Below are 16464 nucleotides of genomic sequence, written 5' to 3'. Positions count from 1 at the left end.
ATGAAGGAGTAAAAAATGCTTAAAAATATACCTAAGAATTTAAGTCCAGAATTACTGAAAATATTATGTGAAATGGGACATGGAGATGAAATAGTGATAGGAGATGGAAACTTTCCTGCTGCAAGTCATGCACAAAGACTTATCAGATCAGATGCAAGCGGTGTAGCTGAACTTCTAGAATCAATACTAGAAATATTCCCCCTTGATACGTATGTAGAAAGTGCAGTTTCATTAATGAAAACAGGAAGTGAGTATGTAGGAGAACCTGAAGTATGGAGTGTTTATAGAAAAACTTTAGAAAAACATGAAGAATTTAAAGACTTTGAATTTGTAGAAAGATTTGAATTTTATGAAAGGGCAAAAAAAGCGTATGCTATAATTGCCACATCTGAAGAAGCTATTTATGCAAATGTTATTTTAAAGAAAGGAATTATAAAATAACGTATAAATAACAAATATCAAAATAAGGGAACACGATTTTATAGATTTTTTAAGCTTTAAATTTTAATCTTTAAATTGTGTTCTTTTTATCAATTAAAAATATTAAAATATTATTTGATAAAAAAACTGTATAGTTATATAAATAAAGAAAAAGATAGCATAAATAATAAATTCATGGTATTATATTTTTGAACAGGAACACTAAGAAAGGATCTACATATCATAAATTAATCTATTGCATCAAATTTAGAAAATAATTTTATCATTTTCAAAAAATAAAAGATATAAAAATAGAAAGTTCTAAACTAATATTGAATATTTACTATGGTTAAATATAATGTAATATTTGCTAATGAATTGATATAAAAAAATAATATTTATGATTTAAGGAAGTAATATAATGAAAATAGAAGAAATAGCTAAATTATCAGGATTTTCAAAATCAACAGTATCTCGTGTAATTTCAAATAATGGTTATGTTAGTAAAGAAACAAAAGAAAAAATATTGAAAATTATTGAAGAGGTAAATTATATACCAAATGGAATCGCTCGTTCCTTGTCTAGCAATAAGTCAAATACAGTAGCTGTAATTATACCAGATATTCAAAATTCATATTTTGGAGATATAATAAAAGGAATTTCTAACATAATGGATAAAAATAATTTACATATGCTTGTTTACAGTACTGATGAGAATATTAAAAAAGAAAAAAAAGTATTTCAAAATGTAATTGAGCAAAGACCAAGTGGTATTATCCTTTCGGTATCTCTTCAGCATCATAAAAAAAAGGATATAAAAGTATTACTTGATTCTGGTATTCCTTTTGTTTTATTTGACAGACAAATTTTTGATGAAACATTTACAGGAGTATTTTTTGATGATATAAAAGGTGGTTATTTAGCAACAGAAGCACTAATTAATTCAGGACATGAAAATATTGCGATAATTACAGGTCCTTTTTCTACAACAAATGGATTAAACAGATTGGAAGGATACAAAAAAGCAATGTTGGAAAAAAACCAAAAAATATCTGAAGAAAATATATATGAAGGGAATTTTCACTTTGATAGCGGATATGAAAACACAAAAAAAATTCTTGAAAAAAATAAGAAAATAACTGCAATCTTTATATGTAATAATGAAATGACTTTAGGAGCATTACAAGCAATAAGAGAAAAAAATCTAAAAATACCGGATGACATAGCAATAGTATCCTATGACAATCATAAATATTTTGAAATATTAGGAATAAATATAAGTGCAATAAATAGAGATATAGAGGAAACAGGAGTGGAAATAGCAAAACTTTTACTTGAAGAAATGAAAAATAATAACAGAAGTAAGAAAATAGTTATTGTATCTCCTACCTTAATTCTCAGAAATTCGGAAAAATTAGTAAAAATTAAAGATTAAGAATAATAGCGATAATATGAATATTCTTACTACAAAATTAAAATAAAACTAATATAATGGCTGTACTATATTTCAGAATAAAAATAGGAGAAGTTAAGAGAAAATTATTTTCAATAAAAATAACAATAAATATAAAAAACATAATGAGAATAAGAAAAGGTTAAAATTTACTTCGCAATATTATCATTTATCGGAATATTAGTAACAAAACTGTCAACTACAATGAAAAACAGAAATTCAGGAAAATTAAGGACTGGATGCATAAATAACACAACATATAAACTGTAAATACATCCAGAACTTTTTTAGCAAATTTTTTTTATATTTTATATTTGAATTATTACATTTTTATAAACATAGCTATTTTATTTAGTCTAATTCTTTTATTTTATACACTTTCTTCTTATCCTTTATTTTATATCCGTTATCATTTTTATTATAATGTTTATCAAGAGTTTTTACATCTGCTTCCTTAAAAATTTTACCTTTGTAATAGGCATTATTCTTATCTTTTGCATAATCATCATCAAGAATTTGAAAAGTATCAATATCAACATTTTTACTTTCTAATGGAACAAATTTTGTATTATTATTTTCATCTTCAGTAAAATAGTACAAATCTTCATTTTGCTTTACTAAAGAATAGTCTATTACTTCAAAGTTTTTAGGTTTGAATATTTCTACCTTTTTATTTTTATAATAAATATTATTTTTATCCTTAAAGAAATCATTTTTTAAATATTCAAAGCTATTTACATCCACTCCATTTACTTTACGAGTTTCATAATATACTCCCATTTTATCTTTTCCTATAGAATATCCTTCAGGTTCAAAAGTTCCTGTATCTGCATCTTCTATTTTTTGGAAATGATAGTAAACGTTATTTTTATCTTTTGAATATTGAGAATAATTTTCAATAGGCTGTAAAGTTTTTAAATCAATTTCTGGAGAAATCTCAACTTTTTCAATAACTATCTCATTTTCTTTTGGATAAAAAGAATATATTCCATTTTTATCTTTTACATGTGTATAATTTACAAATGGCTCAAAAGATTTTGAATCAATCCCTTTCATTAGCATTCCTTCGTAGTAAACTCCATTTTTATCTTTGTAAAAATCTCCGTTCAAATCTTCAAATGTCACAGGGTTTAAGCCCTTTATCAGCTTCCCTCTGTCATAAACAGCGTTTTTATCTCTTCCTAACGCATAGCCTTCTATCGCTTCAAAAGTTTTTGCATCTGCCCCTTTAACTTTTTTTACATCGCCATCATAATTATCATAATAATAAACATTATTTTTATCTCGATAATATTCTTTCGATACTTCTTCAAAGCTATTTATATCAGCATTTTGAATTTTCTTTACTTCTTCTCTTCCAAGATAATAAACCCCTTTATCATCTTTGATAATAAATTTATTTGAGCCAACAATTTCAAAAGTTTTAGAATTTACACCTTTTATTTTTTTATTTAAAAAGTATAAGTTATTTTTATCTTTCCCGTATATAGAATCTATTTTAAAACTGTCGCTATCTGTACTCTCTAATTTTTTTATTTCAATATCGATATTATAGTTATCATTTCCCGCATCCTCTGCATTTTCGACATCAATATCTGAAATTTTCTGTTCACTTTCTTTATAATTAATAAAATAAACGTTATTTTTATCTTTTAAGTACAAAAGCATCGTCATGTTTTCTCCGTCCACGACTTCTAGAGTATTCATATCTATTCCTGCAGGTTTTATTGATTTTATCGTAATTTCTCCATTTTCATATTTATCAAAAGTATAAATACCATTTTTATTAATTAGTATAGTTGGTACGTAAAACTGAACAATAACTTTACTTTTTGCTGGATTAAATCCTTTAATTTTTATAATTTCATTATTTGTAATATAAAAAACATTATCTTTATCTTTTGCAATAAAAGAATTTTCTATCTGAAAAGAATCCGCATCTACATTTTCCAGCTTTTTATTCTTATAGTAAACATTATCCTTGTCTTTCGCAAAATTATCATTCTCTTCAAAAACTTTAAAAGTCCTAAAATCAATATTTTTCACAACTTCTTTTTTCTCAGAATCCTCCATTGTGTCAATAAAATAAATTTTATTTTTATCTTTTAAATACCTTGCATTCACAATACTCCCCACCAAAACAAACAAAAGTAGAATTTTTAACAAATGTCCTTTAATGTTCACAACAACTCTCCTTTTTTATTCTCAAGTTTTTGATTTATTAACAATTCAAATAAAATAATTTTTATTACTTAATCTCCATTTCCTCCTCAAAGTCAACTGGATTTTTCCCTTCCATTTTCTTCCCTTCGAAATAAACATAATTTTTATCTTTTCCATATTTTCCAGTCATTGTTACCCTAAAACTGTCTTTATCTGCTCCATTTATTTTTACAAATTTATTTCCATCCATAAAATAAACGCCATTCTTATCTTTGAAATAATAGGAACTGTCCATTGGCGAATAAATTCTTTCAAGAGTTTCTAAATCAATGCCTTTACTATCCAATCGAGTTACTTCTATTATTTTTTTGTTATCTTCAGTTTCAGTAAATTTATAAACACCATTTTTATCAGATAGTATTATTTCATACCATAATCCGCCATCAAAATAACTAAAATTATCAGAGCTGATTCCTTTTAATTTTTTTCCTTTATAGTAAACGTTATCTTTGTATTTTATCCACGTTCCCTCCAGTTCTATAATTGACCATTCCTCATCTCTATTTTCAATATCTTTAAAATCCATTCCAACTATCTTTTTACCGTTAAAATAGACATAATTTTTATCTTTGTAAAAACCAGCATATTCTACTTTTTCAAATGAACTAGCCTCTGCCCCTTCTATTTTTTCAAATTTATCCACGTCAAAATAATAAACATTTTTGCTATCTTTAAAATATCCCAAATCTAAGTTTTTTAGATTTTTGAAATCAATTTTTATATTGATTGGAACTATTTTAAATTTGTATTTTCCCTCGTCTTCTTCAATTTTATAAATACCATTTTTATCCCTTATAAGATTAGCCCGCATTTTTTCAAAAGTTTTTGCATCTATTTCTTCTAATTTCTTATTATTTAGATAAATATAATCTTTATCTTTTGAAAAATTACCATAACCAGTATAACTTGAATCTAAAATTTCAAAAGTTTTTAAATCAGCATTTTCTATTTTATAAAGATTATTGTATGATTCATAATAAACATTATTTTTATCTTTATAATAATCATCATCAATGTTCACAAAACTTTTCCAGTCCAATCCATCTATCTTCAATTTTTTAGTTCTCATTTCACATTCATTAATATTTTCCAAAATATATAATCCATTTTTGTCTTTTGCGATATTATAACTTACTTTTTCAAAAGTTCTTGCATCTATTCCGTTTGCTCTTTTATTAAACAAATAGACATTTTTATCATCTTTTCCATAGTAATAGTAACCTGAATATTTAAATGTTTTTGGATCTGCTCCATTTACTTTTCTAATTTCTATTATATTACTAGCATTGGATGTCGTAAAAAAATAAACATTTCTGCTATCTTTAAAATATGCATGAATTCCCATAGAAGAATTTTCAACAAGTTCAAATGTTGAAATATCTACTCCATTTATATTCAGTACTACTGGTGTGTAAGTCGTACCATTCTCATTTTCACTCAAATAGTAAACATTCTTGTAATCTTTTATAAATTGAAACCTATTTTTATCCAAAATTTCAAATCCTTTCGGACTAACCCCTTTTAACTTCTGTTTATCAATAAATACACTATTTTTATCTTTTGAAAAAATTCCTGGCTCAAATGTATCAGCATCTGCTCCTTCCAGTTTTTTTAATTCCTGTTTATCTCCAGTCATATCGACATAATAAACCGAATTTTTATCTTTATAAAATGTTCCTTTTAAAATATTCTCAAAACTTGCCACATCAATGTTCAAATTTTTTATTGCTCTTATTTTTATCTTTTCATCATCTGTCGTATAAATCTCATAGACATTTTTATTATCCTTCAAGTAATAATCATCAAAAATTTTAAGCCCTTCAACTCCAACAAAATCTAGCTTTTCTCCATTATAATAAACATTTTTCCTATCTACCCCGTAATTTCCGTTTACAATTTGAAATGTATTTTTATCAGCATTTTTTACTATTTTTACTTTCCTGTTTTCATTATCCACAAAATATATGTTATTTCTGTCTTTTATATAACTGCTGTAAGAAGAATTGTTATTGTTCAAAAATACTAAACTGTTTACATCAATATTCAAATTTATTTTTTCAATCTTTCCATTAGAAAAATAATAAAGATTATTTTTATCTTTTACAAAATCATTTAATTCAAGTATTTTCTCAGCACTTTTAACATCAATTTCACTTTTGATTTTTTTAAAATCATTATCTGAATGATAGTAAAAACTATTTTTATCTTTATAGTAGTTAAAAATTCCAAAATACTTAAATGTACTGAAATCAATGTTCAAATTATTTATTTTTTTCGCTTCAATTTTATCATTTTTACTGTCATACATCCCTTCATTGCTATTAAATGTCAAATAGTAATTATTTCCGCTTTGAAGAATATAATTATCCTGTCCCATTTCTTCAATAACTCTAACATTATTGGGATTAATTCCGTTTATTTCTTCACCAATATAATAAATTCCATTTTTATCTTTTCCAAATTCCTCGCTCAAAGTAATAAAGCTGTTCCTATCAATATTTGGTAATTTTATAAAACCTTCTCCATCAGGAAAATCATTACTGTATTTAATAACAAAAATATTATTTTTATCTCTAAAATAACGAGTATCTCCCATTATCTCAAAACTTTCCGCATCAGCATCTTTAATATCCTCATTTCCTGTAATGTAAAAAACTCTATTTTTATCTTTTCCTATAAAATTACCAAAATTTTTAAAACTCTTAGAATCCACATTTTCCATCTTTTTACCGTTATAATAAACATTATTTTTATCTTTTGCGATATAATAACCCAAAACCTCAAAAGAATTTTTATCTGCTCCTTGTATTTTTTCCAAATTCTCATAGGCATAGTAAATATTATTTTTATCAACAAAATAATCTATGCTAGTAACATCTTTGCTATTTTCTAAAGCTCTAAAAGTTCTAACATCAACTCCATCTAAAGATATTTTTTTTGTATTTATTTTATTATCCGAAGATATTGGTATACTATCTGTAATCTCAGCTTCAATTTTATATACATTTTTACTATCTTTTACATAATTTTCTTTTACTGTTTCAAATCCTTCAGGCAAAACATCTTTAAGTTTCTTACCATAAAAATAAACATATTTATTATCTTTTGCATAATAATCGCCAATAAGCTCTCTATCTTCCTTTAAAGGTTTAAAACTTTCAATATCTACATCTTTTACTTTCGACTTAATCTCATAATATGGCACTTTATAATAAATTTCACCATTTTCCTTTAAATATTCCGCATTTGCAATGCTTCCTGCTAGGATAAATAAAATTAATATTTTTAATAAATTTTTTCTTTTCATGCACTTACTCCTTTTTTTATAATCTTTAATTTTTAGTAAATAAAATACCTTTTTAACTTTTCAACTTTTTATTCTCTTTCTATTTTTATAAGATTCATATTGTCATCAATTTTATAAAATTCATTATTATATTTTATCTCATTGTCTACAATTTTAAAATGGTTTGGATTAACATTATCTAACTTTTTCCCTTGATAATAAACATTGTTTTTATCCTTTGCATATAAGTATTCAATAACTTGAAAGGTTTTGTAATCAGCATTTTCTATCTTTTTTATTTCTACATTTTCTTCATCCACATAATAGACATTCTTTTCATCTTTTATATATTCATTACTTTTTTCGCCATTTTTTTCCTTCAAAAATTTAAGTGTTTTTATATCAGCTTCATTTTTAAATTTAATAAGCGTTTTTCCCTTTTTTATATCATCAGTATCGTCATAATAATAAAAATTATTTTTATCTTTATAAACTCTCATGGAAAAACTTTCAAAAGTATCCCTGTCAATTGGAAAATCCATTTTTTTCGCATATATTTTATTATTCAAATCATTTTCATAAACAAGATAAAAATCATTCCCGCTTTTAATTATGTTATCAGGAACACTGCTTAACAAAGTCAAAAAATTAAAATTATTCGGATTTACACCTTTCACTTTTTGTCCATAAAAATACAAATTATTCTTATCTTTCGCATAAAAATAGTCCAAATAAACAAACGTCTCCAAATCAACTTTTTCATCAATTTTTTTCATATCAAAATAAGCATTGTTCTTATCTTTAAAATAATAATCTCCAACCGATTTAAGCGTTTTTGTATCTACATCTTTCAATTCCTTTTTTTCATCAGCATCAAAAACCATTTTCTCATCCTTCACAAAATGACTTCCAAATATTTTAGCACTTTTAGGATCTATTTTTTCAATCTTTTCTCCTTGATAATAAATATTATTCTTATCTTTTGCAAAATCATTTTCCAATATTTCAAATGATTTTTTATCTATATTTTTTAATATTCTTGTCTTTTCTTCACTCCAGTTCCGATAATAAATTTCTCCATTTCTTTTTATGTATTCTGCATTCACAATATTTCCTGCCAAAATTAACAACCCAAATATTTTTAACAATTTTTTTAAATTCAAAATTATCACTCCCTAAATTTCTTTCGTTTTTAAATAAAATGGCATCAGTAATTTAAAGCCTTTTAAAAATTCTTTTGTCAAATCTTCAAGATTTTCAAATTTTTCAATTTCTTCCACATCAAATTTAACAAGCACTTTTCTGATATTTCCTTCTTTAATATCTTCAAGTAATTTTTCCCTATTTTTTTCACTTCCTTCAATTCTATCCAGCATACAGTTTTCCTTACTTTTTGAAAACTGCACAAAATAATAAAGTGGCTTCTTAATTGGCAAGTTTAAAACCTTATTCTGTCTTTCAAGGGTATTTTCTCCAATTTTACGTTCAACAAAACTCACTTCCATCGAAATTCCCACTTTTTTAGTTTTCTCATTTTTAAAGACTCTAAGTGCAATTCCAGATTCATTTTCAGTATCTCCATCCTGCTTCAAAAACACCCAAAGATAAGGTCTTGCAACCTGTCCTTGATTCATCCAGCTGCTAACTTTCTGTAAATGAAATCCTTCCGCACTTTCCTCCACAGACTTGGCAATTTCAGTAAAAATCTTTCGTGCAGCCTGTCCATTTTTTCTAAAAAGCTCCATATCTTCCTTTAAATCCCCTGCTTTTTCAGGTTTAATATATTTTCTCCCAGCATAATCTGTATATTCAATTAATGCCTTGTAATTAAATTTTTTAGTCATAATTTATCATCTCTTTTCATTTAATTTTTATAAAATTATAGCATATTTTATTAAAATAAAAAACTATACACTTTCTCCATTATAAATAGAAAAAATATATAGCTTCAATTTCACTTTGTAATTTTACTTGTAAAGTATTCAATTTTTTAATTCCTTTTTCTCTTTAATTCCCATTAAACCTTCTTCCTTTCTAATTCTGAATACTTATCTTTCCCAATGATCTTTTCATGTTTCTAATACTTTAAAATTTATTTTTTATTCAAATATTTTCACACAACTTTTTATAGTCATTATTTATCCAGTTTCTATAATTTATCCAAATTGCATTATAAAGCGGTTCTCCTGTCAATTTTTGAATATATAATTTTCCTTCTGGAAAATAATTTTTCGTAAAAAGATGAATATTAAGGCTCACTGACATTTTTTTATCAGTAGTTTCACCTCCAACAAATAAAGGTAATAAGTAATATCCAGTTTCAATCTCATAAATATACTAATATTCTCCTATTTCCTTCAATACCATTTTTATTCCTTTTTCTGTCAAAAATTCAGAAAATACTTCTGCAATCCTCATTTTTTCTCATCCTGTTAACTTCACATTCCCAAATCGTAATAACGCTAATATCCATCTCAAAAAGATTCTCACGAACCTCAATATCGCTCTCTACATTTCTCCTAAACTTCTTTTCCCAATATTCAGCATATTTCTTAGGAAAAGTTGCAATTTTACAATTTTCATGCCTATGCCAAAAACATCCATTTACAAATATTGCAGTATTATATTTCAAAATAAAAATATCAGATGTTCCTGGAAGCTGCGAATAATTAACCCTGTATCTATATCCCATTTTATAAAGCAATTTCCGAATATAAATCTCAGGTTTCGTGTTTTTAGATTTTATTCTTGCCATGTTCTGGCTTCTTGTGAGAGGTTTTTTCTTTTTCATTTTTACTATAAGTACTTTCTTAGATATTTTAAATAATAGATTATGTAATAACTAATAACATGAAACTATTTTTCTGTAAAGAACAATCATTTATCGGTTAATTTTATGAAAAAAACTACCTAGAGCATTTTTAAAGGGATTAGTAACCATTGATGATGAAAAAACTTTTAAAACTATTATTGAAAGTCTACAAAAATTAGAATATACTGTCTTTTATAAAATTTTAGATGCTCAAAATTTTGGTTTAACACAAAAGACAAGGGGATTCCCCCTTGTTAAAGAATATAAAAAATTGGCAAAATGTCGCAATTAATATTGCAATTTATAAAATATTATAATCCGTGTTCTTCCATTATCAATATAGTGTTGTATTCCGCCTCTGCTTCTCGTGAACCTTTATCCATCGCCATTTTATAATATTTTTTAGCATTCTTATAATCTTTTTCATCTCGATAAATTGCTCCTGTATTTATCATTACATCTATTTTTCCTTTTTGAGCAAGCGGTATTAAATATTTTTTAGCTTGTGTAAATTTTCCTTGAACTTTATATAAGATACCTAAATTATATTTTGGATCATCATTATTACCTAATTCTATTGCTTTTAAAAAATATTTTTCTGCTTCATCGTATTTTTTTTGATAATAACAAGAAACCCCTAAATTATAAAAAACTTCACTTTCTTGATATTTTGCTTTTAATAATTTTTTATAAAGTTCATCTGCCTTCTGATAGTTTCCTTCCTGCCTGTAAATTATAGCCAATTGGAATATTGCATCATTTTGATTTTTCACAGCCAATTTTTCTAGATATAATTTTTCTTTAACAAAATCTTTTTGTCTATCGTAAAACATCGCTAGATTATACATCGCATCATCATACCCCATATCAGCAGCCATTTTATAATATTTTTCACCTTCCACTATTTTTCCTTGCTCCATATAAAGATAACCTAAATTATACATCGCATGAATATCTTTTTCCTTAGCCAATTCCAAGTATATTTTTTCAGCTTCCCTATAATTTTTCTGATCTAAATATGTTTTTGCCAATTTAAACTTTTCTTTAGAATTTGTATTTGAAAAAATGTTAAAAGACAATATCAAGACTAAAAAAATTAATAATAACTTGCTTTTCACTGCATCATCTCCTTATTTCATATATTTTTTATTTTTCTCTGCAACTTCCATCTGCACTGAAATATTCTCTTCTTCATAATTAAAAACCCTCTCAATCCTATCTTTCAAAATTTTCAGATTTTTTTTTTGTATTCTTCATTTTTCCACATCCTTACGGACATTTTCCCGGATCAGCTATACATGCTCCTCCTATTAGTGCTGTCGGTGCCAATATTGCTGTTCCCAGTACCACTGCACAGGAATTTAACATTGTAATGCAAAACACCAATAAAAATAGTAATTTCCATTTTTTTATAAATTTCATAAAATCACCTTTTGCTTATTTTTTAATTGCATCTAAAAACTCATCAAAACTATCAGAAATTGCACAAAAAAAGAATAATTCATAAATATTAATATACACTTCTCCAGTTCTTCTTTCAATGAATAACATATATTCATCGTCTTCCGCAATTGGAATCAAATCTTCTTTTTTAAACTCTTCAATTTCTGTTTCTCCAAATAACATTTTATACATTTGAAACCAATGTTTCTGCTCATTTTTTACTTCTTCATCTTCAAAAAACAATTTATTTGGAATGTCTATTTCCATTTCATCAATATTGTATTTTTCATTTAACAGTTCACCAACTGCTTCCTTTTCCATTCCTATAAGCATTGGCAAATATGAAAAACAGTAATCCTTTATTTCGTCAATTGTTTTTTTAGAAATTTTATATTTTGCACGATTTTTTATAGCTAAAGCATCAAATTTTTCAATTTCATCTTTATATTTTTTAATATTTATTTTATTCAAAAATTCTGAATTAAAATATTCTCTTTCTTCATTTTTCCTTTTCCAAGAATTTTCATAATCAACTATATTATTTTTCATTAAACCCTCAATTCCTCCCTATCTTCCACAATCTCATCCTTATACTTATCCAAAATCGGATTAATCTCATTCTTCACAAAATCCTCAGTCTGCTGTCCAGCAAATCCAGTATAATTAGCTGAAACCAAGATTCCTTCCATATCTTCGGCTTTCAACCCTAATCTGCCGTCTTTTATAATTCTGTCAATTAATCTGTTAGGATTTCCGTTCAATTTAATTTCCTTTGTTTCTTCCATCGAAAGTTCTCTAATAATTTCGTGAACTTCTTGTCTATCCATTCCTTTTTTTACTGATTCCATAATGATGTTTTCGGTTGCCATAAATGGTAATTCCTTTTGAATATTTGCCTCAATTACTTTCGGATAAACGACAACTCCGTCCATAATGTTAAGCCAAATAATCAAAATTGCGTCCACTGCTAAAAATGCTTGTGGAATCGAAAGTCTTTTACTTGCCGAATCATCCAATGTTCTTTCAAACCATTGTGTTGCAAATACCAATGCACCTGTTTGTGAGCTTGAAATTACATATTTTGCAAGTGATGAAATTCTTTCACTTCTCATCGGATTTCTCTTGTAAGCCATCGCACTTGAACCAATCTGATTTTTTTCAAATGGCTCTTCTAGTTCCTTCAAATGCTGCAGTAGTCTAAAATCATTCGTAAATTTATGAGAAGATTGAGCAATATTCGACAATAAATTCAAAATTTGTGCATCTACTTTTCTATCGTAAGTTTGCCCAGAAACACCTTGTTTCTTACTAAATCCAGCTTTTTTTGTAACCAGTTCATCCAACTGCTTTACTTTTTCAAAATCTCCTTCAAACAATTCTTTAAAACTAGCCTGAGTCCCAGTAGTCCCTTTAACTCCTCTAAATCTCAAGTTTTCTAATCTAAATTCCAATTCTTCAAAATCAAGAAGTAACGAATGAAGCCACAATGTCGCCCTTTTTCCAACAGTTGTAAGCTGTGCTGCCTGAAAATGCGTAAATCCTAAAGTAGGCAAATCTTTGTACTGCAATGCAAAATCTCTCATTTTTTCAATCAAAGCAAGCATTCTTCTTTTAATAACTAAAAGTCCTTCCTTAATTTGAATCAAATCAGTATTATCCCCAACATACGCACTTGTCGCTCCCAAGTGAATGATTTTTCTTGCATTTTTCGCCTGTTCTCCATAAGTATGAACGTGAGCCATCACATCGTGTCTCAATTTTTTCTCAAATTCGGCCGCAACTTCAAAATTCACATCATCTTTAAATTTTTTAAGTTCCTCAATCTGCTCATCCGTAATAAAATCAAGCCCAATTTCCTTCTCAGCCTCCGCCAAATTTATCCACAACTTTCTCCAAGTTCTAAATTTAAATTCAGGTGAAAAAATATGCAACATTTCCTTACTAGAATATCTTTCCGCCAACGGATTTGAATATATACTCATATTTTCCATTTTCCCATTTCCTCCTACTTGATTTGATTTATTTTTCCTGTAATTTATACTCTGAATCTAAATTCCAGTTAAATCCAGTACCTAATTTATCCCAATCATAATTTTCATTTTTTATTTTTGAGTTTTTATGATAACAATTTTCACAACATGTTATTATTTGAGCTTCGGAAAAATATGATAAAATACTCAAAATCCCAAATAATATGATTACTATTTTATTCATAATTCTCCTTCATATACACAAAATCTTAATTTACAAAACTTTCTAGTAACTAATTATCCCAAATGTAAATTGCCCCATCCTTAAAGTACATCTTTTTCACTTCATCTTTATTTACACTAAAACTAAAATTAAATGGTTTATACTTAATTCCTTCATTATTTTCATAAAACTCTGTTACAACTATTTCTTCATCACTATTAACAAAATTTTCCATCATTGCAGTTGAAATTGTTTTATTTATAATAATTTTTGGATTTTTTCCATTTACTTGAAAGTCTTTTTCTGTATAAACTTTTTTATTCTTTCCAGTTGCCTTAAAATTTTCATATTCTAATTCTATTTTATTTTTATCAGTTTTTGAAACTCTAGTTCCAACTAATTTCAATGTAATCGTATTAAAAGATAAATTTTGAGCAGTACTTTCATTCACAGTTTTATCAATTTTAGACTTTTTACCATTTTGTGCTGGAGCTGAAAATGAAATTGCTCCTACAGCCAACATCAACACTACTAATATTTTTTTCATTACTCATTCCTTTCTTTTTTCAAATAATCTTTTTATATTTTATCATTCATCAATAACGCTCTCTTTCCTGCTTGCATTATTTCACAACTTCTCCATTCCAATCTTTTATTCCACCAAAATCAATCACGTTTGTATAACCTTTTTCAATCAATTTTAATGCTGCTTCCCTACTTCGTCTTCCACTTCTGCAATAAACTAAAATTAAAGCATCTTTATTTTTCAATTTTGCTTCTGCTTCATTTTCAATAGTTTCCAATGGAACAGAAATCGCATTTGGAATATGCCCTTCGTTATATTCTTCCAAAGTTCTAACATCTACAACTATAACTTTTTGAGTTTCCATCATCTTTTTAGCTTCATCTGAAGTTATCTTTTTATATTCTGCTTTTTTCCCAGCTTTTGCTTCTTTTGACATCGCTAAAGTTTCTTTTTCATTTCCTGATTTACTACACGAAAATCCCAACACAGAAATTACTCCAACCATTGTTAATAACGCTATTTTTCTTATTTTCATTTTATCTCTCCATTTCATTATTCAAATTTTTTATTTTGTAATTTTTCTCAAATTCAATATCTTGCTTTTCTTTTATAAAATTCTTATTTCTATCCAAAAGTCTTTTTCTAAATTCTAAAATCTTATCTTTTGAATTTACTTCATTTCTTAAATAATTTCCTCCAACTTTCAAAAATTACTTCACAAACTCTCCCAAATCATATCTATAAATATTCTGACTTCTTTCAGGCCCTACTGAAATCATGGAGATTTTACATTTCAATTTTTTCTCAATGTATTCAATATATTTTTTACAATTTTCTGGCAAGTCTTCATAATTTTTTATTTGCGTAATATCTTCTTTCCAGCCATCTAATTCATCGTAAATTATTTTCAAGTCTTTAGATTTTCTCAAGTTTCCAGGATAAGAATGATACACTTTTCCGTCAATTTCATAACCTACTGCCACTTTTATTTTTTCAAATCCTGTCAATACATCCAGTTTTGTCAATACAATGTCTGTCAATCCGTCGATTAACACCGCATATTTCCCAATTACCAAGTCAAGCCATCCACATCTTCTTGGACGCCCAGTTGTCGCACCAAATTCGTGTCCCACTTTTCTCAAAGTTTCTCCGTCTTCGTTTTCTAACTCTGTTGGGAAAGGCCCTTCTCCCACTCTTGTTGTATAGGCTTTCATAACTCCCAGCACTCTTGAGATCTTTGTTGGAGCTACTCCTGTTCCGACTGTTACTCCACCAGATGTTGGCGATGATGAAGTTACATAAGGATAAGTTCCGTAGTCAATGTCAAGCATTAATGCTTGAGCCCCTTCAAAAAGCACTACTTTTCTATCTTCAATTCCTTCATTGATTTCTACAACCGCATCAATTATTCTAAATTTTATTTTTTCAGCAAGTTTCATAAATTTTTCGTAAAGTTCTTCCAAATCGAAAGTTCCTTTACCGTATCTAGTCAGCATATCGTTTTTTTCTTTTACGTTCCAAGTAAGTTTATCCCTAAATCTTTCAGGATCCAGTAAATCACCAATTCTAATTCCATTTCTTGCAATTTTATCAATATAGCAAGGTCCAATTCCTCTTTGAGTCGTACCAATTTTGTTTTCACCCATAGCTTCTTCCTTAGCCTTGTCAATCTCGATATGATAAGGCATTATTATGTGTGCTCTTTCATCGATAAATAAATTATCCAGATTTTTCCCTCTTTTTTCGAGTTCATCAATTTCTGTCAATAATACTTCAATATCAACAACAACTCCAGCTCCAATTATACATTTTCCAGCCGAGTTAATAATTCCAGACGGCAGCAAATGCAAAATAAACTTCTCATCGTTTACAACAACTGTATGTCCAGCATTGTTACCACCTTGAAATCTAACTACATAATCCGCTTTTGGAGAGAGTACGTCAATAATTTTACCTTTTCCTTCATCTCCCCACTGCGTTCCCACAATTACAAAAGTATTATTTTCCATATTCCATTCCTCCTAAATTTTTAGAATTTTCTTACTTTTTTTGAAACTGAACCATAAAAACTAAAAAATTTACCTTACTAAAATTTTATCTTTTTACTA

16 protein-coding genes and 1 pseudogene are annotated in these 16464 nt (G+C 26.9%); 3 read left to right on the top strand and 14 right to left on the bottom strand.

Going from position 1 to position 16464, the window contains the following annotated elements:
• Positions 1-15 precede the first annotated feature (15 nt).
• Both AB8B23_RS04415 and AB8B23_RS04410 read left to right on the top strand, forming a co-directional pair.
• Positions 16-441, top strand: coding sequence for an RbsD/FucU family protein (locus AB8B23_RS04415; protein WP_147005824.1), 426 nt, complete (start codon positions 16-18; stop codon positions 439-441).
• A gap of 400 nt (positions 442-841) precedes the next feature.
• The gene (locus AB8B23_RS04410; RefSeq protein WP_369713618.1) at positions 842-1855 is read left to right on the top strand and encodes a LacI family DNA-binding transcriptional regulator; all 1014 of its coding nucleotides are present in this window, start codon (positions 842-844) and stop codon (positions 1853-1855) included.
• 369 nt (positions 1856-2224) lie between these two features.
• Here AB8B23_RS04410 and AB8B23_RS04405 read toward each other — a convergent pair whose 3' ends face one another.
• The 5 genes from AB8B23_RS04405 to AB8B23_RS04385 form a co-directional block, all read right to left on the bottom strand.
• On the bottom strand, positions 2225-4057 hold the full coding sequence (locus tag AB8B23_RS04405; protein ID WP_369713617.1) for a DKNYY domain-containing protein: 1833 nt from the start codon (positions 4055-4057) through the stop codon (positions 2225-2227).
• A 64-nt stretch (positions 4058-4121) separates the two neighbouring features.
• The gene (locus AB8B23_RS04400; RefSeq protein WP_369713616.1) at positions 4122-7403 is read right to left on the bottom strand and encodes a DKNYY domain-containing protein; all 3282 of its coding nucleotides are present in this window, start codon (positions 7401-7403) and stop codon (positions 4122-4124) included.
• Between the two features lie 68 nt (positions 7404-7471).
• On the bottom strand, positions 7472-8554 hold the full coding sequence (locus AB8B23_RS04395) for a DKNYY domain-containing protein (RefSeq protein ID WP_369713614.1): 1083 nt from the start codon (positions 8552-8554) through the stop codon (positions 7472-7474).
• A gap of 3 nt (positions 8555-8557) precedes the next feature.
• Entirely contained in the window at positions 8558-9226 is a 669-nt protein-coding gene (locus AB8B23_RS04390; RefSeq protein WP_369713613.1) for a sakacin A production response regulator, read from the bottom strand.
• Between the two features lie 548 nt (positions 9227-9774).
• Positions 9775-10173, bottom strand: coding sequence for a very short patch repair endonuclease (locus AB8B23_RS04385; RefSeq protein ID WP_369713612.1), 399 nt, complete (start codon positions 10171-10173; stop codon positions 9775-9777).
• 145 nt (positions 10174-10318) lie between these two features.
• On the opposite strand from AB8B23_RS04385, the pseudogene AB8B23_RS04380 reads away from it, so the two are divergent.
• Positions 10319-10486 (top strand): annotated as a pseudogene (locus tag AB8B23_RS04380) (DNA cytosine methyltransferase); the annotation flags it as partial.
• Between the two features lie 19 nt (positions 10487-10505).
• Here AB8B23_RS04380 and AB8B23_RS04375 read toward each other — a convergent pair.
• From AB8B23_RS04375 to AB8B23_RS04335, 9 genes are all read right to left on the bottom strand, one after another.
• Entirely contained in the window at positions 10506-11312 is an 807-nt protein-coding gene (locus tag AB8B23_RS04375; protein ID WP_369713611.1) for a tetratricopeptide repeat protein, read from the bottom strand.
• 151 nt (positions 11313-11463) lie between these two features.
• Complete coding sequence (locus AB8B23_RS04370; protein ID WP_006804715.1) at positions 11464-11616, bottom strand: hypothetical protein; 153 nt, start codon at positions 11614-11616, stop codon at positions 11464-11466.
• Between the two features lie 15 nt (positions 11617-11631).
• A complete protein-coding gene (locus AB8B23_RS04365) occupies positions 11632-12186 on the bottom strand; it encodes a hypothetical protein (protein ID WP_369713610.1) in 555 nt (184 codons plus the stop codon).
• A complete protein-coding gene (gene purB, locus AB8B23_RS04360) occupies positions 12186-13628 on the bottom strand; it encodes an adenylosuccinate lyase (protein WP_369713609.1) in 1443 nt (480 codons plus the stop codon). Before purB ends, AB8B23_RS04365 begins: the two co-directional genes overlap by 1 nt.
• Positions 13629-13656: 28 nt before the next feature.
• Positions 13657-13851 carry a hypothetical protein gene (locus AB8B23_RS04355; protein ID WP_369713608.1) on the bottom strand — a complete coding sequence of 65 codons (195 nt, stop codon included), beginning with the start codon at positions 13849-13851 and terminating at the stop codon, positions 13657-13659.
• A 49-nt stretch (positions 13852-13900) separates the two neighbouring features.
• Positions 13901-14377, bottom strand: coding sequence for a hypothetical protein (locus AB8B23_RS04350; RefSeq protein WP_369713607.1), 477 nt, complete (start codon positions 14375-14377; stop codon positions 13901-13903).
• Positions 14378-14453: 76 nt separating this feature from the next.
• On the bottom strand, positions 14454-14891 hold the full coding sequence (locus AB8B23_RS04345; protein WP_083378199.1) for a rhodanese-like domain-containing protein: 438 nt from the start codon (positions 14889-14891) through the stop codon (positions 14454-14456).
• Between the two features lies 1 nt (position 14892).
• Entirely contained in the window at positions 14893-15063 is a 171-nt protein-coding gene (locus tag AB8B23_RS04340; RefSeq protein ID WP_006804723.1) for a hypothetical protein, read from the bottom strand.
• Between the two features lie 3 nt (positions 15064-15066).
• Positions 15067-16365: an adenylosuccinate synthase gene (locus tag AB8B23_RS04335; RefSeq protein ID WP_369713605.1), complete on the bottom strand. Its 1299-nt coding sequence runs from the start codon at positions 16363-16365 to the stop codon at positions 15067-15069.
• Between the last annotated feature and the right edge of the window lie 99 nt (positions 16366-16464).

The sequence above is a fragment of the Leptotrichia sp. HSP-342 genome, from assembly GCF_041199995.1.
GTDB classification, from domain to species: domain Bacteria; phylum Fusobacteriota; class Fusobacteriia; order Fusobacteriales; family Leptotrichiaceae; genus Leptotrichia; species Leptotrichia mesophila.
Note: the sequence above shows the minus strand (reverse complement) of the source record. Positions and strands in the feature narration are given on the sequence as shown.

Bases quoted from the DNA above. Each gene is read 5' to 3' on its own strand.
- AB8B23_RS04345 (WP_083378199.1), bottom strand. From the start codon at position 14,891: ATGAAAATAAGAAAAATAGCGTTATTAACAATGGTTGGAGTAATTTCT.
- AB8B23_RS04415 (WP_147005824.1), top strand. From the start codon at position 16: ATGCTTAAAAATATACCTAAGAATTTAAGTCCAGAATTACTGAAAATA.
- AB8B23_RS04410 (WP_369713618.1), top strand. From the start codon at position 842: ATGAAAATAGAAGAAATAGCTAAATTATCAGGATTTTCAAAATCAACA.
- AB8B23_RS04365 (WP_369713610.1), bottom strand. From the start codon at position 12,186: ATGAAAAATAATATAGTTGATTATGAAAATTCTTGGAAAAGGAAAAAT.
- AB8B23_RS04355 (WP_369713608.1), bottom strand. From the start codon at position 13,851: ATGAATAAAATAGTAATCATATTATTTGGGATTTTGAGTATTTTATCA.
- AB8B23_RS04350 (WP_369713607.1), bottom strand. From the start codon at position 14,377: ATGAAAAAAATATTAGTAGTGTTGATGTTGGCTGTAGGAGCAATTTCA.
- purB (WP_369713609.1), bottom strand. From the start codon at position 13,628: ATGGAAAATATGAGTATATATTCAAATCCGTTGGCGGAAAGATATTCT.
- AB8B23_RS04335 (WP_369713605.1), bottom strand. From the start codon at position 16,365: ATGGAAAATAATACTTTTGTAATTGTGGGAACGCAGTGGGGAGATGAA.
- AB8B23_RS04390 (WP_369713613.1), bottom strand. From the start codon at position 9,226: ATGACTAAAAAATTTAATTACAAGGCATTAATTGAATATACAGATTAT.
- AB8B23_RS04370 (WP_006804715.1), bottom strand. From the start codon at position 11,616: ATGAAATTTATAAAAAAATGGAAATTACTATTTTTATTGGTGTTTTGC.
- AB8B23_RS04385 (WP_369713612.1), bottom strand. From the start codon at position 10,173: ATGAAAAAGAAAAAACCTCTCACAAGAAGCCAGAACATGGCAAGAATA.
- AB8B23_RS04400 (WP_369713616.1), bottom strand. From the start codon at position 7,403: ATGAAAAGAAAAAATTTATTAAAAATATTAATTTTATTTATCCTAGCA.